Raw genomic sequence first — 23,378 nt, 5'->3', positions numbered from 1 at the left:
TGTGTTAATCGTCGGAGCGCGCCTAGGGTGAGCCCAACTTGTCCCTGAACGCCCAATTGGGGAGTCAGATGAAGCGTCGAAAGATCAGCCTGTTGGTCGTCGCGACCGCGGTGCTGGCGGGAGGCACCGCCGTACCGGCTCAGGCGCACGGCAGTAGCAGTCAGCGCGTGGTGGGGTATTACACGCAGTGGAGCGGTTACGACCGGAACTTCCTGGTCAGTGACCTGGTCAAGAACGGATCGGCCGCCCGGCTGACCCATATCAACTACGCGTTCGGTTTCGTCGACGAAGCGGGCACCTGCTACAGCAGCGACCCGAACGCCGACTACCAGCGCGCGTTCACCGCCGAGCAGAGTGTCAGCGGAAAGGCCGACGCGCCCGACCAGGCCCTCAAGGGCAACCTGAACCAGCTCAAGCAGCTGAAGCAGAAGTACCCGAAGCTGCGGGTGAACATCTCGCTCGGCGGCTGGACGGGTTCGAAGTACTTCTCGAACGCCGCCCTGCCGGAGACCCGGGCCGCGCATGTGAAGTCCTGCCTCGACCTGTGGATCAAGGGCAACCTGCCCGGGCTGCCGGCCGGCGCCGCGAAGGGCGTCTTCGACGGTATCGACCTGGACTGGGAGTGGCCCGGCAGCGAGGGCAACCCCGGCAACGTGATCCGGCCCGAGGACAAGCAGAACTTCACCGGCCTGGTGCAGGAGTACCGCAAGCAGCTCGACCGGTTGTCGTGGCCGTTCAAGGGCCGCTACGACCTGACCGCGTTCCTCCCGGCGGCACCGGCTCAGGTCGACCGGGGTTTCGAGGTCAAGAAGGTCTTCAAGGAGCTGACGTTCGCCACCACCCAGGGTTACGACTACCACGGCGCCTGGGATCCGCAGACGAACCAGCAGTCCGCGATCGACGGCCCCGAGGGTGACCCGACGGCCGCCGAGTTCAGCTCGCAGGTGACGATCGACGCCTACCTGACCCGCGGCGCGCCGCGGAACAAGCTGGTGATGGGCGTGCCGTTCTACTCCCGCGGCTGGACCGGCGTCACGAACGCCAACAACGGCCTTTTCCAGAACGCCACCGGCCCCGCGCCGGCGACGTTCGAGGCCGGCTACGAGGACTACCGCATCCTCAAGGCCAAGCTGTCGACCTTCACCGTCCACCGCGACAACAAGGCCGGCTTCGCCTGGCTCTTCGACGGCACGACGTTCTGGACCTGGGACGACCCGACCGAGATGAAGCGCAAGGCCCAGTACATCTCGCAGCGCAACCTCGGCGGCGCGATGATCTGGTCCCTCGACGGTGACACCTCAAATGGGGAGCTCATCTCGGCGTTGCACCGTAACCTTCGCTGAGTGAACCTCCAGCTCCTGACCGACCGGTTCGGCGCCACCAGCGCCGAACCGGTCCACGTCGGCCACTCCGAGGCCACGGTCGTCCGCCTCGATCGGCGCGGTGAACGCCTGTACTACAAGACCGGCAAGGTGCTGAACGCCGAAGCGGAGCGGCTCGCCTGGCTCGGCGCGACCGGCTTCCCGTGCCCGCGCATCCTCGACCGCGGCGACAACTGGCTGCTCACCGCCGAACTGCCCGGGCAGGACGCCTCCCAGCCGTGGGCCGCGGCCGACCGCCCCGCCGTCCTGACCGCGATGGCCACCGGCCTGCGCGAGCTGCACGCCCTCGACGCGTGCCCTTTCGACTCCGCCTTCCCGGGTGCCCGCGACACGGTCACCCACGGAGACTTCTGCGCGCCGAACGTCTTCGTCGACCCCGAGACACTGCGATTCAGCGGCATACTCGATGTCGGCAACCTCGGGATGGGCGATCGGTACGTCGATCTCGCGCTGATGTACAAGAGTCTCTCGAACGGCCTGAATCCGCAGTACGGTCTGACCCCTGCGGCCCGTAGCTTCGTCGAGCAGTACGGCGGTGATCCGGACGATCCGCGGATCGCGGAGTTCATCGCCCTCGACGACTCCGACAGCTTCTGGGATCAAGCCCGATGAACCTGCTCACGCGCTTCGGCGCCTCCGCTGCCGAACCGATTCTGGCCGGATACTCCGGTGCGACTGTTGTTCGGCTCACCCGTGGCCGGGAAACCCTTTATTACAAGGCAGGCGAAGGGCCGCTGGCCGGCGCTGTGGACGACGAGGCGGATCGGCTGGAGTGGTTGTACAGCACCGGGTTTGGTTGTCCGCGGGTGCTGGATCGGGGTGCGGGGTGGGTGTTGATGTCGCAGCTGCGGGGGCGGGATGCCGCTGAGGAGTGGCCGGTCGCCGACCGTCCGCGGGTGTTACTCGCGCTGGCCGAAGGGCTGCGGCAGCTGGATGGTTTGAGCGACTGCCCGTTCGGCTCGCCGTTTCCGGGTGGCGGGACGGCGGTCACTCATGGGGACTACTGCGCGCCGAATGTCTTCATCGATCCGGAGACGCTGCGTTTCGCGGGCATTCTCGATGTCGGGCGACTTGGCGTCGGCGATCGCTATCTCGACCTGGCGCTGATGACGATGAGCCTGCGGGGGATGAACCCGCAGTACGGCGGGACGCCCGCCGCACGCGCGTTCGTCGACGCGTACGGCGGGGACAACGACGACCCGCGGATCCAGGGCTACATCGATCTCGATCAGTCCGGCGCGTTCGACCCGCGGAACGGTTAGTTGCTGCTGCGCAGTTCGGTGGGGGCGCCGTGGACGGCGGGGATGGTGCCGAGTTTGCCGGCCTGGAAGTCTTCGAAGGCCTGGACGACCTCGGCGCGGGTGTTCATCACGAACGGGCCGGCCATCGCGATCGGCTCGCGGATCGGGCGGCCGCCGATGACCAGGACATCCAGGTTCGGCTCGGCCTGGGGCTGTTGCTGGGCGGCCGCCGTCCGGATGGTGTCGCCGGGGCCGAAGACGGCCAGCTGGCCCTTGCGGAACGGACGACGCTCGGTGCCGACCGTGCCTTGACCGGCCAGCACGTAGACGAGCGCGTTGTAGTCGGGCTGCCAGGGCAGCACGAGCTCGGCGCCCGGGCTGACGGTCGCGTGCACCAGCGTGATCGGGCTGTACGTCGACCCCGGGCCGTCGTGTCCGTCGACCGATCCTGCGATGACGCGGATCAGCGCACCGCCGTCGTGTGTGGACAGCAAGGCGGAGTCACCACCGCGGATGTCCTGATAGCGCGGCGCCGCCCACTTCTGCGCCCGCGGCAGGTTGACCCAGAGCTGTACACCGTGGAACAGGCCGCCGCTGACGACCAGGTGCTCCGGCGGCGTCTCGATGTGCAGCAGACCGGAGCCGGCCGTCATCCATTGGGTGTCGCCGTTGGAGATGACACCGCCGCCGCCGTTGGAGTCCTGGTGCTCCATGATGCCGTCGAGCATGTAGGTGACGGTCTCGAAGCCGCGGTGCGGGTGCCAGGGCGTGCCCTTCGGCTCACCCGGCGCGTATTCGACCTCACCCATCTGGTCCATGTGGATGAACGGGTCCAGGTCCTTCAGGTCGACCCCGGCGAACGCCCGGCGGACGGGGAAGCCCTCACCCTCGTACCCGGTCGGCGCCGAGGTCACCGACTTGACCGCGCGCTCGCGGGCGACCGCCGGGTCCGGCTGGTGGATGCGGGGCAACACGGTGATGTCGCTGACGGTCACGGCGGGCATGGCGTTCTCCTCCTGGCTAAGTAGTTCAAGAATAAACTACCCACTTGAACCCCCGCAAGGGGCCGGTAATTCCCGGGACAGCTGCGCGCGGGTCCTGGTACGGTCGTACTTATGGGGCCATACCTCTTCTTCTCGTGACAGCACGGACTCCCGCGGCGCCCGCTCTGGGCCGGCCGCGGTTCTGACGTCCGCTGTCCACTCTTGACACCTCGAACTACGGAAGAACTCTGTCCGGGTTCGATTCGGAGGAAGTATGTCCAGCACCACCATCAACCTGCCCACGCGCGCCCATTTGAGTGCCACCGGGCTCCGGATCGCCCGTGGCGGGCATCCGGTTCTGCACGGGGTCGACCTGACCGTCTCGGCCGGTGACCGGCTCGGGCTGGTCGGCGAGAACGGGCGCGGCAAGACCACACTGCTGCAGATCCTGGCCGGCCGGCTGATCCCCGACGAGGGCGAAGTACGCCGTACGGGCGGGATCGGAATCGCCGACCAGGAGATGCCGATCGACGACGGCCGGACCGTCGGCGACCTGATCGACGTCGAACTGGCCGCGGTCCGGGCCGCGTTGGCGGCGTTCGACGCTGCGACGGAGGCGCTCGCGGCGGAGCGGCCCGGGGCGGACGACGAGTACGCCGCGGCGCTCACGGTGGCCGAGGCCTTGGATGCCTGGGACGCCGACCGCCGCGTCGACATCGCGTTGGCGGCGTTGAGCGCGGTCGACGATCGGAGCCGGGTGCTCTCGACGTTGTCGGTCGGGCAGCGGTACCGGATCCGGCTCGCCTGTCTGCTCGGGGCCGGGCACGATCTACTGCTGCTCGACGAGCCGACCAACCACTTGGATGCTGGTGGGCTGAGCTATCTGACCGCGCAGTTGCGGGCGCATCCGGGCGGCGTCGTACTGGTCAGCCATGACCGGGCGCTGCTGTCGGACGTCGCGACGTCGATCCTCGATCTGGACCCGACCAGCGATGGGCTTCCGCGCACGTACGGCGGTGGGTACGCCGGGTATCAGCAGGGTCGCGCCGCCGAAAGGGACCGCTGGGAGGACGAGTACCGCACGCAGGTCGCGGAGCGGCAGCGGCTGGCCGATGACCTGTCGACCGCACAGAACCGGTTGTCGACCGGCTGGCGCCCGGACAAGGGCACCGGCAAGCACACCCGGGCGACGCGGGCGCCGGCGCTGGTTCGGGCGGTGCATCGTCGCCAAGAGGATCTCGAGGCGCATGTCATCGCCGTCCCCCGGCCGCCGATGCGGTTCCGGGTGCCGGAGCTCGGGTCCCGGCCGGGGGCGACATTGATCCAGGCGACGGACGTCGCGCTCGTCGGGCGGCTCGAGCCGGTCGCGCCGGTGTTGCTGCAGTCGGGCGACCGGCTGCTCGTCACCGGGCCGAACGGCGCGGGGAAGTCGACGCTGCTGAGTGTCTTGAGCGGTCGGATCGCGCCGTCCGCGGGGATGGTTCAGCACGGGCCGAACGTGCGGATCGGGCTGCTCGGGCAGGAGTCGCCGGAGCCGTCGGGGCAGCGTGCGTACGAGGTGTACGACGCCGCCGTGGGCCGGCTGATCAGCACCGGGCAGGTGACGGACGCCGTCGCGCTGAGCGAGCTCGGGCTGGTCGGCTCCCGGGAGGCGTCCCGGCCGGTCGGCGAGCTGTCGATCGGTCAGCAGCGGCGGCTGGACCTCGCGATCCTGCTCGCGTCGCGGCCGCACGTCGTCCTGCTCGACGAGCCGACCAACCACCTCTCGATCGCGCTCGTCGACGAGCTCACCGCGGCCCTGCGGTCCACCCCGGCCGCAGTCGTCGTCGCCACCCACGACCGTCAACTGCTGCGGGACCTGGCTGCCTGGCCCAGCCTGCAACTCTGAGACGCAAACCGCCAGGCCATCACAATCGCCGCCGCCGCCCGCTCTCCCGCGGACGGCGGCGTTCGGCGAGCACTTGTGAAGCTGTGGCGGTCCGCATGGCAGACTCCTGCCTTGTGACCGCGCAGATTCTGGATGGCAAGGCGACGGCGGCGGCGATCAAGGACGAGCTGAAGGTCCGGGTCGCGAAGCTGGCGGAGCAGGGTGCAGTGCCCGGCCTGGGCACGATTCTGGTTGGCGACGACCCGGGCAGCCGGGCGTACGTCGCCGGGAAGCACCGCGACTGCGCGGCGGTCGGGATCGCCTCGATCCAGATCGAGCTGCCGGAGACCGCCACCCAGGAAGAGATCGCGGCCGAGGTCCAGAAGCTCAACGCGGACCCGGCCTGTACCGGGTTCATCGTCCAGCTGCCGCTGCCCAAGCATGTCGACACCAACACCATCCTCGGCCTGATCGACCCGGCCAAGGATGCCGACGGCCTACACCCGGTCAGCCTCGGCAAACTCGTCCTCGGCCAGGACGGCCCGCTGCCCTGCACCCCGAAGGGCTGCGTCGAGCTGCTCCGCCGGTACGACGTCCCGATCGCCGGCGCCCACGTGGTCGTCGTCGGCCGCGGCGTCACCGCGGGCCGCCCGATGGGCCTGCTGTTCACCCGCCGCTCCGAGAACGCGACCGTCACCCAGTGCCACACCGGCACCACCGACCTGACCGCCGTCGTCCGCACCGCCGACATCGTGATCGCCGCCGCCGGCTCGGCCGGCCTGATCACCGCCGACATGGTCAAGCCGGGCGCCGTCCTGCTCGACGTCGGCACCAGCCGCTCGGCCGAAGGCAAGATCGTCGGCGACGTCGCCCCCGAGGCCCGCGAAGCCGCCGCCTGGATCGCCCCGATGCCCGGCGGTATCGGCCCGATGACCCGGGCGATGCTGCTCACCAACGTCGTCGAGGCCGTCGAGGCCTCCACCTCGCGAGCGTGACGTGCTGATGGCAGGCGAGGCCCAGCGCCGCACCACCGAGTGGCCCCTGGCCCTCACGCTCCTGGTCGCCGCCACCGGCCTCGTCGTCCTCACCTTCTACAACTGGCGCAACGGCGTCCTCACCTTCGCCGCCGCCCCCGCCCTCGCCGCCCTCCTCCGCGCCACCCTCCCCGAACGCACCGCCGGCCTCCTCCACGTCCGCGGCCGCACCTTCGACATCCTCTTCCTCCTCGCCACCGCCACCGCCATAGCCACCCTCGCCCTCATCGTCCCCAACTGAAATTGACGCGATCAGTACTTTCGGGTTCTAGAACTTAGAGGTACTATGGTGTGGCGATGACGTACACGGTCGCGTACACCGAGGACTGCTTCAAGTGGCTGCACCAGCTGTCAGTGCCGGAACTCGACAGGGTGCTCTTCGCCTTCGACCCGGCGCGACAGGTTGTCCTGCTGATCGGCGGCGACAAGGCCGGGCGCTGGGAAGCCTGGTACGAAACGAACATCCCGATCGCCGATGAACTGTACGACGCGTGGCTGCTTGAACTGAACAACAGCCAGAACCGATGAACGGGCGGAGACGACGAATGACGAAGAAGTCCTATACGCACGACGAAGTCATGGCCGAGTTCTACAAGGCTCCGGAAGACATGGCTCGACTCGATGCCGCCCGGGACGAGGCGCTGGCGGAGGTCCGCGCCTATCAGCTCGCTGAGGTACGCAAGCAGCACGGCCTCACCCAGACCGATCTCGCCGAGCGGCTCCACGTGACGCAGAAAGCGGTCTCGAAGATCGAGCGCGGGGATCTGACCCGCTCCGAGCTGAGCACGGTTCGCAAGTACGTCGAGGCGCTCGGCGGAAAGCTGGAGATCGTCGCCGACTTCGGTGACCGGCGGCTCGTCCTCGGCTGATCGCAGCACGCGAACGCCCCAGGACCCAGTGGATCCTGGGGCGTTCGGGGTCAGTGGAAGAAGTGGCGGGTGTTGGTGAAGTACATGGTGATGCCGGCTTTGGTGGCGGCTTCGACGGCTTGGTCGTCGCGGATGGAGCCGCCGGGCTGGACGACGGCTTTGACGCCGGCTTCGAGGAGGACTTCGAGGCCGTCGGGGAAGGGGAAGAAGGCGTCGGAGGCGGCGACGGAGCCGGCGGCTCGGTCGCCGGCGCGGGAGACGGCCAGGCGGCAGGAGTCGACGCGGTTGACCTGGCCCATGCCGACGCCGACGGAGGCGCCGTCGGCGGCCAGGAGGATGGCGTTGGACTTGACGGCGCGGCAGGCCTTCCAGGCGAAGGCGAGGTCGGCGAGGACCTCGGGGGTGGCGGCTTCGCCGGCGGCCAGGGTCCAGTTGGCGGGGTCGTCGCCGGCGGCCTGGAAGCGGTCGGAGTGCTGGAGCAGGAGGCCGCCACTGACGGCGCGCATCTCGACCTGCTCGGCGGCCGAGACCGCGGGCGCGACCAGCAGCCGGATGTTCTTCTTGGCCTGCAGGATCTCGGCGGCGCCGTCCTCGAAGGCCGGAGCGACCAGCACCTCGGTGAAGATCTCGGCGACCTGCTTGGCGAGCTCGACGGTGACCGGGCGGTTGGTGGCGATCACACCGCCGTACGCCGAGACCGGGTCGCACTCATGGGCGCGGCGGTGGGCCTCGGCGATATCGGCGCCGACGGCGATCCCACACGGGTTGGCGTGTTTGATGATCGCGACCGCGGGCTCCGCGAAGTCGTATGCCGTCCGCCGCGCGGCGTCCGCGTCGACGTAGTTGTTGTACGACATCTCCTTGCCATGCAGCTGCTCCGCGGCGGCCAGGCCCTCGCGGCCGTTGGTGTACAGCGCGGCCGGCTGGTGCGGGTTCTCGCCGTACCGCAGGACGGCCTTCTTGTCCCAGGCGGCGCCGACCCAGGCCGGGAAGCCCGAGCCCTCGGAGCTGTCGGTGAGCACGCTGCCCATCCAGGACGCGACGGCGACGTCGTACTCGGCCGTGTGCACGAACGCGGCCGCGGCCAGCTGCTTGCGGTCCTCGAGCGAGAAGCCGCCCTCGTCCAGCACGCTGTAGATCAGGTCGTACTGCGCGGGGGACGTGACGATCGCGACGCTCGGGTGGTTCTTCGCGGCCGCGCGGACCATCGACGGCCCGCCGATGTCGATCTGCTCGACGCATTCGTCCGGGGTCGCGCCGGAGGCGACCGTCTCGGTGAACGGGTACAGGTTGCTGACGACCAGGTCGAACGGCTCGACCCGCATCTCCTTCAGCTGCTCGACGTGCTCCGGCTTGCGCAGGTCGGCGAGGATGCCGGCGTGGACCATCGGGTGCAGCGTCTTGACCCGCCCGTCCAGGCACTCCGGGAACCCGGTCAGCTCCTCGACCTTGGTCACCGGGACGCCGGAAGCGGCGATCCGGGCCGCGGTGGAGCCGGTCGACACCAGCTGGACGCCGGCGTCGGACAGCGCCTTCGCAAGCTCCTCCAGACCGGTCTTGTCGTAGACGCTGATCAGCGCCCGGCGGATCGGCCTGCGGTCGGTGCTCACTTCAGTCGAACCTTTCGTCCGGTGATGGTCCAGCCTTCGCGGACGAGCCGGCCGACCCACTCCACCAGCTGGCGGCGTTCGACCTCCTTGATCCGCTCGGTGAGGGTTTCCTCGGTGTCGTCGTCCTCGACCGGGACGACGACCTGCGCGATGATCGGGCCGGTGTCGACCCCGCCATCGACGAAGAACAAGGTGGCGCCGGCGACCTTGACGCCGTACGCGAGCGCGTCCCGCGGCCCGTGGATCCCGGGGAAGGCGGGCAGCAGCGCGTTGTGGGTGTTGATGTACCGGTCGCCGAAGGCGCCGAGGAAGTCGTCCCCGACCAGCTTCAGGAACCCGGCGGACACGACCAGGTCGGGCTGGTACTGCGCGACCGACGCGGTCAGCGCCTTGTCCCACTCGGCCCGCTCGGCGTGGTCCTTGACCTTGTGCACGAACGTCGGCACACCGGCCGCGGCAGCGCGCTCCAGGCCGACAGTCCCATCCCGGTCCGCGCCGACGGCGACCACCTGGGCGCCGTACGCCGGGTCCGCGCTCGCGTCGAGCAGGGCCTGCAGGTTCGACCCTGAGCCCGAGACGAGCACGACGAGCCGTGCAGGCTGAGGGGTGGGCGCAACGGGGTCTGTCACGCCGGGAAGCCTATCGCTCGGCTTCAGGCTCCGGTTCAGCCGGTCGGCGGGCAGCCGCCACCGCAGCGGTGATGGCGGCCCCGATAGCCATCCCAGCGGTCAGTACGCCGGCAGCGGGCAGAGCAGCCGGTACGCCGACCTCAGCCATCCGCCCGGGGCCCGCTGCACCGCCGGACAGAGCCATCAGCACGAAGAAGGCCACCCCGGCCACCAGAGCCGCGATTCCGCCGCGCAGCGCGAACGCATCCCAGCCCAGCGCGTCGGTGTGCTGTTCGGCGCGGCCTCGGCGTACGACGATCAGCCCGGCCACCGCACCGGCCCCGAGCGGGACAAGGGCGGTCAACACCAGGAGGTACGTCGGCGTCGCGCCATCCGCCGGGACTGCGGCCAGCAGCGGCAGCGCGGGCAGGTTGCCGACGTCCACGCCGGTCGGGGCGATCGTCGTACCGACTCCCAGCTGGAAGCCCGGACCGGCGAGGAACGCCACGACGTACAGAATCACGTTCGGGACGAGCATCAGGCAGATCGCGAACAGCACGACCGAGCCGATCACTCCGGCGCCCAGCAGCTCCAGCATGCCGGTCGCGCGGGAGAAGTGGATGGCGAGCAGTACGCCGTACAGGACCGAGGCGACGGCGAGCACTGTGAGTACGGCGGCCGCAGCGGCCGGTACGGCGTCCCGCAGCCCGCTCGGCGTCGCATCGGCCAGGTCGTGCGCCGCACCGGACTCGACCAGTACGCCGAGCGTCCCGGCGACCAGCGCGAGCGAGGCGGCGCCGAAGAACGCTGACAGCGGTGAGGCGTGCAGTGTGCCCTCAGAGGTGAGCAACGCCACGATCAGCGCGCCGAGGCCGTACGCGGCGGCGTACGTGCCGATGAGCGTCATCAGCTCCTGAGTCCGGTCGGCCGCGCTGGTCCGCGCCGCCGACTTGCCACCGCGGTACAGACACCAGGCGAAGAACAGCGTCAGACCGAGAGGCGCGACGGAGATACTCGCGCCGCCCAGCGTCACACCGGACTTGTGGGCGATCAGCCAAACGGACGCACCGGCTCGGACGGCGCCCGACGCACTGCCGAAGGTTGCGGCGAGCCAACCGATGACGGCGACCGCCGTACAGGTCAGGAGGCCAGTGAGCAGACAGGCGCCCGCCGAGAGCACCGCCGACAAGATGACAGGCCTGGTCGGAGCGGCGTCCGGGGCCTGAGCGGGGCCGGGCGTAGGGGCAGAATCGCCGCCTGGAGCGCCCGGGCGGCTGAGCGTGTCGGTCATCTGACTCCCATGGTCGCTCCCCTGCTGGACACCGCTGTGCCGGACACGCCGGATATGGAAGACTTCGGGCCGGTTGCTCACGCTCGGTCCACCTGCGCACGCAGGGGGGTAGCAGATTGTGGGCGATCCGGATCCACCGAGTACTGTCGGTCGGAATCAGTGTCAGGAGGTCGAGCTTTGGCCGGTTCCCACCGCGCAGCCCGTGGAGGCGGTCGCGCCGCTGCCCGTGAGGTCCGGCGGCAGAAGGCGCGTAAGCGGAACCAGACGATCGCTGCCGGCGCCGCTGTGGTGGTGCTGGTCGGCGGCGGCGGTATCGCCGCGCTGAACGCCTTCGGCGGTGACGACTCGGCCGGCGCGAAGGGCGGCGGCGACGACAAGCCGAGCAAGTCCAAGGTCCTGGCCAGTGACACCGCGCTGCTCGACACGGCCGGCGTGAAGACGCTGAGCCCCACCGGCAGCTGGGACATGAAGACGCTGGGCGGCGGCGACGACACCAGTCACGTGTTCGTCTGCCAGTCGCAGAGCGTCGCCGATGCCTCCGTCGCGCGGAACTGGGTGCGCACCTTCCAGAACCGCTCGACCAAGGAGACCGCCGTCCAGTACGTCGAGGTCTCGAACGACGCGACCGCCGCCGGCAAGGCGTACGCGACGATCGTGAGCTGGTTCAGCGGCTGCGTCTCCGAGAAGCGGACCAGGCTGAGCGCCAGTTACCAGACGACCGGGCTGGGCGACCGCGGCTGGATCGGCGTCTTCGCGCAGCCGTCCGGCCCGAAGACGAAGTACAAGGCGATCTCGATCACGCTGGCCGGGCAGGCCACGGTCGTCGTCCAGCACGACAGCATCGGCTCGGCGCCGCCCAAGCCGACCGCCCTGCTGAGCACGACGAGCGCCGCCGTCCAGAAGATCTGCACCGAGTCGGGCGGCTGCGGCAGCGGCACGCCCGCGGTCAAGCCGAGCCTGCTGCCGACCGAGCCGCCCGGGTTCATGGCGCCGGTCGATCTGCCCGTGCTGAGCGCGATCGACGCGCCCTGGGTCGGTACGCCGGCCCGCGCCGCGAGCGTCATCCAATGCGTGACGGACCCGAAGAAGGAGAAGGCGAGCAAGGTCAGCACGCAGACCTATCTCGCGCCGGATGCCAAGGTCCCCACCGAGTTCGGCCTCGACGACACCGTCGCCCGCTTCGCCTCGACGGCCGCCGCTTCGGCGTACGTGAGCAAGTTCCGGAAGACCTTCGACGGCTGCCAGAAGAACGTCTCGACCGCGAAGGTCAGCGTCTCCGGCACGGTTGCCACCGGCCCGGTCAAGGGCAAGGCCTGGGAGGCGTCGTTCGAGACCGGGAACGGCAAGAAGTTCAAGATGCGGATCGGCGTCGCGGCCAACGGCAGCCACGCCGTCTATCTGCTCTACCCCGTCCTGCCGAACCTGGACATCTCCGACTCCGCGTTTCTGGAGACGCTGACCCGCGCGGCCGAGCGCTCCGCCGCCTACAAATAACAGAACCCGCGGCCACTCGGGCCACGGGCTCTGTCGGAGCGGCTGGTGTTACTTGGCCAGGTTCTCCATGATTTCCCGCATCAGGTTGGCGGTCTCGGTCGGCGTCTTGCCGACCTTGACGCCGACGGCCTCGAGGGCCTCCTGCTTGGCGGCCGCCGTGCCGGAGGAGCCGGAGACGATGGCGCCGGCGTGGCCCATGGTCTTGCCCTCGGGCGCGGTGAAACCGGCCACGTAGCCGACGACCGGCTTGGTGACGTGGTCCTTGATGAAGGCCGCGGCCCGCTCCTCGGCGTCGCCGCCGATCTCGCCGATCATCACGATCGCGTCGGTGTCCGGGTCGTCCTGGAACGCCTGCAGCGCGTCGATGTGGGTGGTGCCGATGATCGGGTCGCCGCCGATGCCGATGGCGGTGGAGAAGCCGAAGTCCCGCAGCTCGTACATCATCTGGTAGGTCAGCGTGCCGGACTTCGACACCAGGCCGATCCGGCCCTGGCCGGCGATATCGGCCGGGATGATGCCGGCGTTCGACTCACCCGGGGTGATGATGCCCGGGCAGTTCGGGCCGATGATCCGGGTCTTGCCGGACGCCTGCGCGGCGGCGAAGAACGCGGCCGTGTCGTGGACCGGCACGCCCTCGGTGATCACCACGACCAGCGGCACCTCGGCCGCGACGGCCTCCAGGACGGCGTCCTTGGTGAACTTCGGCGGCACGAAGATGACCGACACGTTCGCGCCGGTCTGCGCCACCGCGTCGGCGACCGTGCCGAACACCGGCACCGCCGTCCCGTCGAAGTCCTGGCTGGTGCCGGCCTTGCGCGGGTTCACGCCGCCGACGATGTTGGTGCCGGAGGCAAGCATCCGGGTGGTGTGCTTGGTGCCTTCCGAGCCGGTCATGCCCTGGACGATGACCTTGCTGTCCTTGGTCAGGAAGATAGACATTGTTCAGCGATCCCTTACTTCGCAGCCAGCTCGGCGGCCCGCTTGGCGGCGCCGTCCATGGTGTCGACCCGCTCCAGCCCGGCGAGCCCGGCCTCGTCGAGGATCCGGCGGCCCTCCTCGGCGTTGTTCCCGTCCAGCCGGACGACCAGCGGCTTGCTCACGGCCTCGCCGCGCGCGGCCAGCAGCTCGAAGGCCTGCACGATGCCGTTCGCGACCGCGTCACAGGCGGTGATCCCGCCGAAGACGTTGACGAACACGCTCTTCACCTGCGGGTCGGAGATGATGATCTCCAGCCCGTTGGCCATCACCTCGGCGGACGCGCCGCCGCCGATGTCGAGGAAGTTGGCCGGCTTCTGGCCGCCGAACTCCTCGCCGGCGTACGCGACGACGTCGAGGGTGCTCATCACGAGACCCGCGCCGTTGCCGATGATGCCGACCGAGCCGTCGAGCTTCACGTAGTTCAGGCCCTTGGCCTTGGCCGCCGCCTCCAGCGGGTCGGCCGCCGAGGTGTCGGCGAAGTCCGCGTGCTCGGGGTGCCGGAAGTCGGCGTTCTCGTCCAGCGAGACCTTGCCGTCGAGAGCCTCGACGCGGCCGTCCTTCAGCTTGACCAGCGGGTTGACCTCGACCAGCGTCGCGTCCTCGCTCAGGAAGACGCCGTACAGCTTGACGATCTCCGGCGCGACGGCGTCGATGATGTCGGCCGGGTAGCCGGCCTGGGTCGCGATCTCCCGGGCCTTGGCCTCGTCGACACCGGTGGCCGGGTCGATCGAGATCTTGGCGACCGCGTCCGGGTTGGTGTGCGCGACCTCCTCGATCTCCATCCCGCCGGCGGCGGAGGCGATGCAGAGGTAGTTGCGGTTGGCGCGGTCGATCAGGAAGGAGAAGTAGTACTCCTCGGCGATCGCGGCGGCCGGAACGATGTTCAGCGTCTTGACGATGTGACCCTTGATGTCCAGACCAAGGATCTCGCGGGCGCGCTCTTCGGCCTCGTCCGGGTTCGCGGCGAGTTTGACGCCGCCGGCCTTGCCGCGGCCGCCGGTCAGCACCTGGGCCTTCACGACCACCGTGCCGCCGCCGAGCTTCTCGGCCGCCGCGCGGGCGTCCTCCGGCGTGGTGACGACTTCACCCACCGTCGTCCCTACACCGTGCTTGGCGAAGACAGTCTTCGCCTGGTACTCCATCAAGTCCACGACTGTGGTCCCTCTCTCGCCTGTTCGAGTTGGGCCGCGGCAGGCTGCGGTGCAGAGGGCACGGTCGCCGGCGCGTTCCGTCGGCCTGAGACTAGCCACCTCGGGCGTCGGCGCGACAGGCGGGGTCGCCGCTGAGACGACTGTCACAGCTGAGCCGCGTCCGCGTGCGAGGCTGGACGTCATGACAGAACAAGCGACCAGACCAGCTGACGACTGGTGGCGTAGCGCCGTCGTCTACCAGGTGTACCGCGCTCGTTCGCCGACTCCGACGGTGACGGCACCGGCGACCTGAACGGCATCCGGGCCCGGCTGCCGTACCTGGCCGACCTCGGCGTGGACGCCCTGTGGATCAGCCCGTGGTATCCGTCCCCGCTGCTCGACGGCGGGTACGACGTGTCCGACTACCGGGACATCAACCCCGACTTCGGCACGCTGGCGGATGCCGACGCCCTGATCGCCGAGGCGCACGCGCTCGGGCTGCGGATCCTGATCGACCTGGTCCCGAACCACTGCTCCTGGGAGCACCCGTGGTTCAAGGCGGCGCTCGCGGCGGGTCAGGGCTCGCCCGAGCGCGAGCTGTTCTGGTTCCGGGACGGCGTCGAGGGCCGCCCGCCGACCAACTGGCCGGCCACCTTCGGCGGCGGCGCGTGGCAACAGATCGACGACGGCCAGTGGTACTTGCACATGTTCGACATCTCCCAACCGGACTGGAACTGGGACCACCCGAAGGTGATCGAGGAGTTCGACTCGATCCTGCGGTTCTGGTTCGACCGCGGGATCGACGGGTTCCGGATCGATGTCGCCGATTCGATGGCCAAGGATGCGACGCTGCCCGACGTACCGCTGAAGGACGGGCAGCCGACCAGCGAGAAGTACGTCGGCAACCCGTTCTACGACCAGCCCGGCGTCCACACCATCCACCAGCGGTGGCGTGCGATCGCCGACGAGTACGCCGAGACGCCACAGGGCCCGCGGGTCTTCGTGGCCGAGGCGTGGCTGTCACCGCCGGAGCGGCTGGCGCAGTACGTGCGGCCCAACGAGCTGCAGTCGGCGTTCAACTTCGACGCCCTGCGCGCTGCGTGGGAGGCGAAGGACCTGCGCGAGGTGGTCGACCGCTCGACGCACAGTCTGTGGGCCGTCGGCGCACCGGCGACCTGGGTGCTCAGCAATCACGACACCATTCGGCACCGCACCCGATACGGCCGTGCGCTCGCGGACGCGCTGGAGGGCGCGGGCGTCGTACCGACCGATCTCGAACTCGGACTGCGGCGCGCCCGGGCCGCTGCGCTGCTGGAGCTCGCGCTTCCGGGCGGTGCGTACATCTACCAGGGCGACGAGCTCGGACTGCCCGAAGTGGAGGACTTGCCGGAGGAGGTGCTCGACGACCCGGTCTGGGAGCGCTCCGGGCACACCAACCGCGGCCGTGACGGCTGCCGCGTCCCCATCCCATGGTCGGGCGCAGAACCGCCGTACGGGTTCGGTCCGGGTGACGGGCAGCCGTGGCTCCCCCAGCCGGCCGACTGGGCGTCGCTGACCGCGCAGTCGCAGCAAGCGAGCCCAGGCAGCCATTTGAACCTCTACAAGGCTGCACTGAAGATCCGGCGCGAGCATCCGGATCTGGGTGACGGCCGGCTGACCTGGGATGACGACTCCCCAGCCGACGTTCTCTCCTTCATTCGGGGTGACTTCCGTTGCGTCACCAACTTCGGCGCCGATCCGGTCGAGCTGCCGCCGCACAGCGCCGTACTGCTGAGCAGCGGCGAGCTGGTCGACGGCAAGCTGCCGACCGACGTCACCGCCTGGCTGGCGAGCTAAACCGCCAGCGGAAGGGTGAGGAAGCCGCGGACCAGGGAGGACGGCCGCGGCTTGGCGGGACCGGTTCGATGCAGGGTGGGAAGGCGGGTTGCCAGGGCCCGGAAGGCCAGGTCGCCTTCCATGCGGGCCAGCGGTGCGCCCAGGCAGTAGTGCGGGCCGGTGGCGAAGGCCAGGTGTTCCTTCGGCGCATCACGGTAGATGTCGAAGGCGTCCGGGTCGGGGAAGACCTCGGGGTCGCGGTTGGCCAGCCCGAACATGATCAGCACGGGCGCATCGGCCGGTAGGTCGACATCGGCGACGGTGATCGGCTCGTGCGTGAAGCGGACGCCGAACTGGAACGGCGTCTCGAAGCGCAGCGTCTCCTCGACGACCCGCGGCGCCAGGTCGGGGTCGGCGCGCAGCATCGCCCACTGCTCGGGATGGTCGAGGAGCAGCTGGACGCCGTTGCCCAACAGGTTGACCGTGGTCTCGAACCCGGCCAGCAGGAGCAGACCGGCCGTCGTCACCAGCTCCTCCGGCGTGATGCGCTCCGCGTCGAGCGCGGTGACCAGCGTGGAGATGACGTCGTCGCCCGGATTCTTCGACCGCTCCTCGATCAGCTCGGCGAAGAGTTTGCGGAGCGCATGGCTGACCGCGCGGATCTCCGGGACGTCGGCCGCGCTGTTCAGATCGACCGCGGCCCCGACCACCTTGCCGTAGTGGGCGAACGCCGCGTCGTCACCGTCCGGGACGCCGAGCAGCTCCCGGATCACCGTGATCGGCAACGGACCGGCGAACCGCTCGATCAGATCGAACTCGCGCGCCGTCTCGAGCTCGTCGATCAGCTCGTCGACGACGACGCCGATCCGCTCCTCGTACGCCGGCATCCGGCCGCGGCTGAAGGCCGGGGTGACCAGGCGCCGGAGGCGGGTGTGGTCGGGCGGGTCCATCTCCAGGAAGGTGTTCGTCCACGGCGGCTGGACGCCGATGTTCATCTCGTACGGCGGGCGGCCGTCGGCGTGCCGGACGCCGATCCGGCGATCGCGGAGCAATGTCTCGCAGACGTCGTACGTGGTGGCGACCCAGGCGCCGGACATCGACTTCCAGAGCGGGCCGCGGTCGCGCATCCGCTGGAGCACCGGATACGGATCGTCACGGCGACTCGGGTGCTGGAAATCGCTGACGGGGTCACCGAGCAGCCGGAGCAGGCGCTGGATTGCGCGTTGGGCGGCGAACTGAGCGGTGAGACCGAGTTCCATGGGTTCCCTCCCGGATCATCTGGCATCAGATCAGAACATCAATGTATAGTTCTGAACATGAGTGTTCAAGCGCGGAGAGTGACCTCGAGTGACCCGGTGACGATCCTGGAGATCGCCGCCGAGGTGCTGACCGCCCAGCCGGGCGCATCCCTGGCCGACGTCGCCGCGGCCGCCGGGGTCGGCCGGACGACGCTGCACAACCGCTTCCCCACCCGTGAGGCGCTCCTGCTCGCCCTCGCGCACGACTCGCTCGACCGCTGTGCCGACGCGACGATGAACGCCGGCGTCCACGGCGTCGACGAGACCACCTCGCGGGCTGAACTGCAGGCGATCCTCACTCGCCTGGTGCACGCCTACATCCCGCTCGGCCCCCGCCTCGACTTCCTCCTCCAGCAACCCCGGGCCGCCGTCGACGAAACTCTCCAGGCCCGCATCCCCGAGCTGGACGCCCCGCTCGAACGCTTCATCGCCCACGCCCAGCAAGCCGACCTGATCGCCCCCGACCTCCCACCCTGGTGGGTAGTAGGCACCCTCTACTCCCTCACCTACTCCGCCTGGGACCACATCGCCTCCGGCAACCTCGCCCCCCGCGAAGCCACCCCCCTAACCCTGAGAACCTTCCTCAAAGGCTGTGGCTTGTGACCCAGCAACTAGCACCGACAACACGGCGTCCGCTCACTGGACTACTCGCGGCTACTTCGCTTTCGGTTACTGGGAATGCGATCGTCGCGGTGGCTGTGCCTTGGCTGATCCTGCAAAGAACGGGGAGTGCTACGGCGGCCGGCGTTGCGGGGGCGGCGGCTATTGCGCCGGTGGTGTTGTCGGCGCTGTTCGGCGGCGCGCTGATCGACCGGCTCGGACGGCGGTTCTGCGCGGTGGGGGCCGACATCCTCAGCGCGCTGGCGGTCGCGCTGCTCGCGTTCCTCGACGAGGCGTTCGGCCTGCCGTTCTGGGGGATCCTCGCCCTCGTCGCCCTCGGCGCGGTCTTCGACGGCCCCGGCACCGCGGCCCGCGAGACCCTGCGCCCCGACGTCGCGAAGGCCACCGATACGCCGTTGCCGCGGGTCAACGCCTGGGGTGAAGCGGCCGAGGCGACCGGCGCACTGGCCGGCCCGGGGATCGCGGGCGTCCTGCTCGTCACGCTGGGCGGTTTCAACGTCCTCTGGGTGACCGTCGGCATGTTCTTGCTCTCGGCAACCATCACCGCGCTGACGATCCCGGCGCACCTGTCCGCGAAACCGGCCAAGGAGCCCTACCTGCGCTCGATCGTCGTCGGCCTGCGCTTCCTGCTCCGCGAGCCCGGCCTGCGCACGGTCGCGATCACCGCCGCCGTCCTGGTCGGCTTCATCGCGCCGTTCGAGTCCGTCGTCCTGAACGCGCACCTGCAGGCCACCGACCAGGCGACGTACTACGGCTTCGTCGTCGCCGCGTTCGCCGCCGGCGGCCTGATCGGCGCGATCCTGTACGGCGCGGCCGGTCACCGCCTCCGCGAGCGCCCGGTCCTGATCGCCACCCTGACGATCACCACCCTGGGCCTCGCCGCGTTCGCGCTGCTCCCGCCGCTCCCCGTCCTGATCGCGCTCGCGTTCGGCACCGGGATCGCCAGCGGCCCGATCAACCCGGTTGTCGCCGTCGTCATGCAGGCGCGCACACCCGAACACCTGCGCGGCCGCGTGATCGGCAGCTACACCTCGGTCGCCCTCGCCGCCGGGCCGCTCGGCCTGCTGCTGATGGGCCCGATCGTCGACGCCGGGACGCCGTCCCTCGGCTTCCTCGTGATCGCGATCGGCTGCGCCCTGGCCACGGCGTTCGCCGCCGCGGCCAGGGCACTGCGGACTACTTGACGCCGCCCGCGGTCAGACCGGCGACGATCCGGCGCTGGAAGATCAGCACCGCGATCACCAGCGGGATCGTGACGACCACACCGGCCGCCATCTGGCTGCCGAACGGTTGGTCGCGACCCGATGTCCCGGTGAAGGCCGCGATCACGACGTTCGCGGTCTGGATGTCCTTGCGGTTCACCATCGAGACCGCGATCAGGAACTCGTTCCAGGCCGCGATGAACGTGATGATCGCCGTGGTGAACACACCGGGCGCGGCCAGCGGCAGGATCACCTTGCGGAACGCCTGCGCCGGCGTACACCCGTCGACCATCGCCGCCTGCTCCAGCTCCCGCGGCATCTGCCGGAAGAACGCGGTCAGGTTCCAGACCGCCAGCGGCAGCGCGAACGACAGGCTGGGCACGATCATCGCCTGGTAGGTGTTGATCCACTCGATATCGCTGAACAGCTTCTTCAGCGGGATCACCAGCGAAATACCGGGGAACATCGAGGTGGTGATGATGATCGCCAGGACGGCGTTCTTGAACCGGAACTCCAGCCGGGCCAAGGTGTACGCCGCGACCATGCCGACGATCAGCGTCAGGATCGTCACCGTGCCGGCCACGATCAGGCTGTTCAGCAGACCCCGGCCGAAGCCGGTGCCGGCCTGGAACACGTCCTTGAAGTTGTCGACCGACCAGACCTTCGGAACGATCGAGTTGTCGAACTGGTCACTCGGCCGGCGCAGCGCCGACACGATCATCCAGTAGAACGGCAGCAGGCAGTACAACACGATCAGCCCGACGCCGAGCAACGGCAACCACCGCCGGTACCACGGCGCCTCGGCGGCCTTCACATCGATCCGACCAGCCATCACGCACCACCCTTCTTGCGGCGACCGGCCTTCTTACCCGTCTGGCGGGCCTCACCGATGACGTCGGCGCCGAGCAGTTTCACGAACGCGTAGGCGACGACCGCGACGTACACGAACAGCAACGTCGCGTACGCCGCCGCCGGCCCGTACCTGGTCTGGTTGGCTTCGAGGAACGCCAGGATCGACAGCGTCTCGACGGATTCCTTGTTCGGCCCGACCAGCACGTACGGCAGGTCGAAGATGCGCAGCGTGTCGAGGATGCGGAACAGCACCGCGACCAGCAGCGCCGGCTTCACCAGCGGCAGCGTGATCCGGGTGAAGGTCTTCCACGGGCTCGCGCCGTCCACCTTCGCTGCCTCGTAGACCTCGTCGGGGATGGTCTGCAGACCCGCCAGCACCAGCAGGCCGATGAACGGCGCCGTCTTCCAGGTGTCGGCGATGATGACCGACAGCACCGACTGCCAGCCCTCGGTGGACCACAGCACCTGGGTGCCGAGGACGGCGTTCGCGACGCCGTCGGCCTGGAAGATCCACTTCCACAGCAGCGCGGACACGACGGTCGGGATCGCCCAGGGGACCAGGATGCTGGCCCGGACGATGGACCGGCCCTTGAACGCCTTGTGCATCACCAGGGCCATCAGCACACCGAGCAGCGTCTCCAGGACGACACAGGTGACGGTGAAGAACGTGGTGTTGTAGAACGCGTTCCAAAACCGCTCGCCGGTCTCGCCGGAGAAGATCGCGGCGAAGTTGTCCAGCCCGACGAACTGGGTGCCTTCGACGACGAACCCGTCGTCGCCGATCCCGCCGCTGGTGTACAGCGACTCGCGTAGCGCCGAGATGATCGGGTAGACGACGACCAGGACCAGCACGATCAGGGTCGGTGACAGCAGTAACGCAGCCAGCCGGCCGGTGCCCTCGTTGAACGACGTACGCCGGACCTTCGAGGGCGGCGGCTCAACAGCCGAGGCGGATTGACTCACCTCTTGCCTCCTTCTCTCTCCGCCCACTGCCAGTGGGCGGTGACGACGCCGGGGCCGGCGCACAGCGTTGCACTGCGCACCGGCCCCGGCATTCGGGTCACTGCGTGATGAGCGTGCTCAGCTTGGTCTGCAGCCCGGCCAGCGCGTCCTTCGGCGGTGTGGTGCCGTTCAGGGCGCCGTACGCCGCCTCCTGGATCGCGGTCGTGACATCGCCGTACTTGACCACCTGCGGCCGCGACTTCGCGGATCCGATCGAGGCCTTCAGCGGGGCCAGGTACGGGAACTGCTTGTTCAGCTCCGGGTCGTCGTACAGCGACGCCCAGGTCGGCGCCTGCGAGGTCTTCTCGACGTTCGCCTTCTGGCGCTCCTCGCTGGACATGAACTTGATGAAGTCGGCCGCGGTCGCCTTGTTCGGGGTGAACGCGGAGATGGCGTAGTTGTGACCGCCCAGCGTCGAGACGCCCGGGCCCTTCAGACCGGGCAGCGGCGCGACGCCGAACTTGCCGGCGATCTTCGACGAGCCGTCGGTCTTGTTGGCCAGCGCGTACACGTACGGCCAGTTGCGGTGGAAGATCAGGTTGCCCTCCTGGAAGGCGCGGCGGCCCGGCTCCTCCTGGTAGGTGATGGCAGCCTTCGGGATCTCACCGGACTTGAAACCGTCGACCAGGAAGTTCAGCCCCTCGAGGGCCTCCGGGGTGTCGACGTTCGGCTTGCCGTCGTCACCGACGACGACGCCGCCGGCGCCGTTGATCGCCTCGGAGAAGTTCACCGTCAGGCCTTCGTACTTCTCGAACTGGCCCGCGTAGCAGCTGGCGGCCTTTGCCTCCGGCAACGCCTTGACCTTGGCGCAGGCGTCCTTCATCTCGGCCCACGTGGTCGGCGCCTTGACCCCGGCCTTGTCCAGCAGGTCCTTGCGGTAGTACAGCAGCCCGCCGTCCGACGTCACCGGGACGGCGTACAGCTTGTCGCGGTACTTACCGGTCTCGACCGTTGACGGGAGCAACTTGCCGAGGTCCGGGAACTGGTCCTCGGGCAGCTCGGTGATCCAGCGGTTCGCGGCGAACTCGGCGGTCCAGACGACGTCCAGGTTCAGCACGCTGAACTCGGTCGACTTGATCTGGGCGTTCGAGATCATCTGGTTGCGCTGCTGGTCCGCGGACTCGGGCAGCTCGGTGATCTCCACCTTCTCGTCCGCGTGCTGCGCGTTCCACGCGTCCACCTGGTTCTTCAGGTTGCCGGAGGTGTCCTTACCAGTGGCGAACTTGATCGGGCCCCGGCCCTCGAGCGCACCCCCGGACGAACCGCCGCTGCCGCCGCTCCCGTCGTCTCCACTGCCACACGCCGCCGCGAACAACACCAGGCTGCTCGCCACGGTCAGAGCGACCGCCTTGCGGGTATGTGATCGTTCAAACCTCATCGTTACCTGCCCTCTCCCGATGGGAATCGCATCGTCCCTGCGCGGGCGGCGTGCAGACCCCCACCGCACTGTCACGCCACCTGCCCGGACAGTAACCGACGAGGGGGGTGACCTGGTCTGAGCAACTCACCCGCCGCCGGCGATCGCCGTTCCGGACGTACCGCATGGCTGTATGCGACCGCGATTCGGAAGCCCGCACAACCGGGTGTTTCTTAACGATTCGGTATTACCGATTAGTAACCTCACGCAGGGGAGGCGGACGCGTCCCCAACGTTGCCGCGGACCCACTCGACGATCTCGGTGGTGGTCGCGCCGGGAGTGAAGATCTTGTGCACGCCGAGCTCGGCCAGCGGCTGCAGGTCGGCGTCCGGGATGATGCCGCCGCCGAAGACCACGATGTCCTCGGCCTCGCGCTCGGCGAGCAGCTCGCGGACGCGCTTGAACAGCGTCATGTGCGCGCCGGACAGGACGGACAGGCCGATCGCGTCGGCGTCCTCGGCGATCGCCGTCTCGACGATCTGCTCGGGAGTCTGGTGCAGGCCGGTGTAGATGACCTCCATCCCGGCGTCCCGCAGGGCCCGGGCGACCACCTTCGCGCCGCGGTCGTGGCCGTCCAGGCCGGGCTTGGCGACGACGACCCGCAACGGGTTGGCAGAAGGCATGCTCGCAGGTTAACCGGTCGCAATCTCACGGATAAGACACGGGAAGGTGTGTTCCCCGCCA

Annotated in this window: 22 protein-coding genes and 1 pseudogene; 12 read left to right on the top strand and 11 right to left on the bottom strand. The window is 69.2% G+C overall.

Going from position 1 to position 23,378, the window contains the following annotated elements; translation table 11 throughout:
* Window positions 1-68 precede the first annotated feature (68 nt).
* The 3 genes from HPO96_RS30385 to HPO96_RS30375 are packed head-to-tail and all read left to right on the top strand — an operon-like array spanning window position 69 to window position 2,644.
* Window positions 69-1,343, top strand: coding sequence for a glycoside hydrolase family 18 protein (locus HPO96_RS30385; RefSeq protein WP_171677821.1), 1,275 nt, complete (start codon window positions 69-71; stop codon window positions 1,341-1,343).
* Window positions 1,344-1,994: a phosphotransferase gene (locus HPO96_RS30380; protein WP_171677820.1), complete on the top strand. Its 651-nt coding sequence runs from the start codon at window positions 1,344-1,346 to the stop codon at window positions 1,992-1,994. It abuts the gene before it with no gap.
* Complete coding sequence (locus HPO96_RS30375) at window positions 1,991-2,644, top strand: phosphotransferase (protein ID WP_171677819.1); 654 nt, start codon at window positions 1,991-1,993, stop codon at window positions 2,642-2,644. Before HPO96_RS30380 ends, HPO96_RS30375 begins: the two co-directional genes overlap by 4 nt.
* Here HPO96_RS30375 and HPO96_RS30370 read toward each other — a convergent pair.
* Window positions 2,641-3,627 (bottom strand): pirin family protein, encoded by a 987-nt coding sequence (locus HPO96_RS30370; RefSeq protein ID WP_171677818.1) that lies wholly within the window; start codon window positions 3,625-3,627, stop codon window positions 2,641-2,643. The genes HPO96_RS30375 and HPO96_RS30370 overlap by 4 nt on opposite strands.
* Window positions 3,628-3,880: 253 nt before the next feature.
* Here HPO96_RS30370 and HPO96_RS30365 point away from each other — a divergent pair, with 253 nt between their 5' ends.
* From HPO96_RS30365 to HPO96_RS30345, 5 genes are all read left to right on the top strand, one after another.
* Window positions 3,881-5,494: an ABC-F family ATP-binding cassette domain-containing protein gene (locus HPO96_RS30365; protein ID WP_171677817.1), complete on the top strand. Its 1,614-nt coding sequence runs from the start codon at window positions 3,881-3,883 to the stop codon at window positions 5,492-5,494.
* A 113-nt stretch (window positions 5,495-5,607) separates the two neighbouring features.
* A complete protein-coding gene (locus HPO96_RS30360) occupies window positions 5,608-6,468 on the top strand; it encodes a bifunctional methylenetetrahydrofolate dehydrogenase/methenyltetrahydrofolate cyclohydrolase (protein WP_171677816.1) in 861 nt (286 codons plus the stop codon).
* A gap of 7 nt (window positions 6,469-6,475) precedes the next feature.
* Window positions 6,476-6,748, top strand: coding sequence for a DUF3017 domain-containing protein (locus HPO96_RS30355; protein ID WP_171677815.1), 273 nt, complete (start codon window positions 6,476-6,478; stop codon window positions 6,746-6,748).
* Between the two features lie 56 nt (window positions 6,749-6,804).
* A complete protein-coding gene (locus HPO96_RS30350) occupies window positions 6,805-7,035 on the top strand; it encodes a type II toxin-antitoxin system RelE/ParE family toxin (protein WP_171677814.1) in 231 nt (76 codons plus the stop codon).
* Between the two features lie 17 nt (window positions 7,036-7,052).
* On the top strand, window positions 7,053-7,376 hold the full coding sequence (locus HPO96_RS30345) for a helix-turn-helix domain-containing protein (RefSeq protein WP_238355685.1): 324 nt from the start codon (window positions 7,053-7,055) through the stop codon (window positions 7,374-7,376).
* A gap of 50 nt (window positions 7,377-7,426) precedes the next feature.
* Here the strand turns inward: HPO96_RS30345 and purH are convergent, their stop codons facing one another.
* Genes purH through HPO96_RS30330 form a run of 3 tightly spaced genes read right to left on the bottom strand, consistent with a single transcriptional unit; the run spans window position 7,427 to window position 10,885 of the window.
* Entirely contained in the window at window positions 7,427-8,986 is a 1,560-nt protein-coding gene (gene purH, locus HPO96_RS30340; protein WP_171677813.1) for a bifunctional phosphoribosylaminoimidazolecarboxamide formyltransferase/IMP cyclohydrolase, read from the bottom strand.
* A complete protein-coding gene (purN, locus tag HPO96_RS30335; RefSeq protein ID WP_171677812.1) occupies window positions 8,983-9,615 on the bottom strand; it encodes a phosphoribosylglycinamide formyltransferase in 633 nt (210 codons plus the stop codon). The genes purH and purN overlap by 4 nt, the downstream gene beginning before the upstream one ends.
* Before the next feature lie 10 nt (window positions 9,616-9,625).
* On the bottom strand, window positions 9,626-10,885 hold the full coding sequence (locus HPO96_RS30330) for a cell division protein PerM (protein WP_171677811.1): 1,260 nt from the start codon (window positions 10,883-10,885) through the stop codon (window positions 9,626-9,628).
* A gap of 177 nt (window positions 10,886-11,062) precedes the next feature.
* Between HPO96_RS30330 and HPO96_RS30325 the strand changes: the two genes are divergently transcribed.
* Window positions 11,063-12,379: a hypothetical protein gene (locus HPO96_RS30325; RefSeq protein ID WP_171677810.1), complete on the top strand. Its 1,317-nt coding sequence runs from the start codon at window positions 11,063-11,065 to the stop codon at window positions 12,377-12,379.
* Window positions 12,380-12,427: 48 nt separating this feature from the next.
* Here HPO96_RS30325 and sucD read toward each other — a convergent pair whose 3' ends face one another.
* Both sucD and sucC read right to left on the bottom strand, forming a co-directional pair.
* Window positions 12,428-13,318: a succinate--CoA ligase subunit alpha gene (gene sucD, locus HPO96_RS30320; protein ID WP_171677809.1), complete on the bottom strand. Its 891-nt coding sequence runs from the start codon at window positions 13,316-13,318 to the stop codon at window positions 12,428-12,430.
* A 14-nt stretch (window positions 13,319-13,332) separates the two neighbouring features.
* Window positions 13,333-14,508, bottom strand: coding sequence for an ADP-forming succinate--CoA ligase subunit beta (sucC, locus tag HPO96_RS30315; RefSeq protein WP_171677808.1), 1,176 nt, complete (start codon window positions 14,506-14,508; stop codon window positions 13,333-13,335).
* 181 nt (window positions 14,509-14,689) lie between these two features.
* Here sucC and HPO96_RS30310 point away from each other — a divergent pair.
* Window positions 14,690-16,323: pseudogene (locus tag HPO96_RS30310) on the top strand (glycoside hydrolase family 13 protein).
* Here the strand turns inward: HPO96_RS30310 and HPO96_RS30305 are convergent.
* Window positions 16,320-17,561: a cytochrome P450 gene (locus HPO96_RS30305; RefSeq protein WP_171677807.1), complete on the bottom strand. Its 1,242-nt coding sequence runs from the start codon at window positions 17,559-17,561 to the stop codon at window positions 16,320-16,322. The pseudogene HPO96_RS30310 and the gene HPO96_RS30305 overlap by 4 nt on opposite strands.
* Before the next feature lie 57 nt (window positions 17,562-17,618).
* On the opposite strand from HPO96_RS30305, the gene HPO96_RS30300 reads away from it, so the two are divergent.
* Together HPO96_RS30300 and HPO96_RS30295 are read left to right on the top strand one after the other, a co-directional pair.
* Window positions 17,619-18,203: a TetR family transcriptional regulator gene (locus tag HPO96_RS30300; protein ID WP_171677806.1), complete on the top strand. Its 585-nt coding sequence runs from the start codon at window positions 17,619-17,621 to the stop codon at window positions 18,201-18,203.
* Entirely contained in the window at window positions 18,200-19,405 is a 1,206-nt protein-coding gene (locus HPO96_RS30295; RefSeq protein WP_171677805.1) for an MFS transporter, read from the top strand. The genes HPO96_RS30300 and HPO96_RS30295 overlap by 4 nt, the downstream gene beginning before the upstream one ends.
* Here the strand turns inward: HPO96_RS30295 and HPO96_RS30290 are convergent.
* From HPO96_RS30290 to HPO96_RS30275, 4 genes are all read right to left on the bottom strand, one after another.
* Entirely contained in the window at window positions 19,398-20,255 is an 858-nt protein-coding gene (locus HPO96_RS30290; protein WP_171677804.1) for a carbohydrate ABC transporter permease, read from the bottom strand. The genes HPO96_RS30295 and HPO96_RS30290 overlap by 8 nt on opposite strands.
* Window positions 20,255-21,238 (bottom strand): carbohydrate ABC transporter permease, encoded by a 984-nt coding sequence (locus tag HPO96_RS30285; protein WP_337796871.1) that lies wholly within the window; start codon window positions 21,236-21,238, stop codon window positions 20,255-20,257. Before HPO96_RS30285 ends, HPO96_RS30290 begins: the two co-directional genes overlap by 1 nt.
* 97 nt (window positions 21,239-21,335) lie before the next feature.
* Window positions 21,336-22,655 (bottom strand): ABC transporter substrate-binding protein, encoded by a 1,320-nt coding sequence (locus HPO96_RS30280; protein WP_171677803.1) that lies wholly within the window; start codon window positions 22,653-22,655, stop codon window positions 21,336-21,338.
* Between the two features lie 242 nt (window positions 22,656-22,897).
* Window positions 22,898-23,317 (bottom strand): coenzyme B12-dependent isobutyryl CoA mutase small subunit, encoded by a 420-nt coding sequence (locus HPO96_RS30275; RefSeq protein WP_171677802.1) that lies wholly within the window; start codon window positions 23,315-23,317, stop codon window positions 22,898-22,900.
* Between the last annotated feature and the right edge of the window lie 61 nt (window positions 23,318-23,378).

It is taken from the genome of Kribbella sandramycini, from assembly GCF_013131805.1.
Taxonomy (GTDB): Bacteria; Actinomycetota; Actinomycetes; order Propionibacteriales; family Kribbellaceae; genus Kribbella; species Kribbella sandramycini.
Note: the sequence above shows the minus strand (reverse complement) of the source record. Positions and strands in the feature narration are given on the sequence as shown.